The organism is Sphingorhabdus arenilitoris, from assembly GCF_042651485.1.
In the GTDB taxonomy this organism is placed as follows: Bacteria; Pseudomonadota; Alphaproteobacteria; order Sphingomonadales; family Sphingomonadaceae; genus Sphingorhabdus_B; species Sphingorhabdus_B arenilitoris.
Genome location: NZ_JBHSDH010000016.1, coordinates 1 through 540, shown reverse-complemented (window position 1 = coordinate 540; position 540 = coordinate 1). Strand labels below are relative to the sequence as shown.

Below are 540 nucleotides of genomic sequence, written 5' to 3'. Positions count from 1 at the left end.
TTGGCTTGCGGTGTCGAGCGCTTCTATCGCATCGGTGACGTTGGTTTCATTACCGCCTGCAACTGCGATGGACAGGCCGCCCACGCTGTTGGTCGCAGGGTTATACACCGCGCTTCCGCCCAGATTATCAGCGACGCTTTGGCCCAGATTATCGGCTGCTGCACCCGATGCCTGTGTGGCGGTGAACAGCTGATCTCCGGTCACGGCATCGGTGGAGCCTGCCGCGACATTGCCATTGGCAAGGTTAGTCAGGACATTGCCGCCCGCATCGAACATATCGCCCGCCGCCAGCGTAATGCCTGCACCGTTGATCACTGGTCCGCCGGTGATGTTGAGCGCATTTGCGTTTACATCGCCCGCATTGACCGTTGTCGCGGTCAGGCTGTTGAGGCCGGTGACATCGCTGGCAAGCCGGTAGGTCACATCATTGCCAGTCTGATCGACAACCAGGTTATCGCCCGCCGCCAAAGTGACCGCTTCACCAGCGCCAATGCCTTCGACCGTGGTGCCATTGGCGGTGCCGCTTCCGACAGCGCCGGT

1 protein-coding gene is annotated in these 540 nt (G+C 60.9%); it reads right to left on the bottom strand.

Annotated features, from left to right (window positions below; genetic code table 11):
• Nucleotides 1–540: hypothetical protein (locus tag ACFOWX_RS13285; RefSeq protein WP_381425103.1), on the bottom strand; the 540-nt coding region annotated here is incomplete at both ends.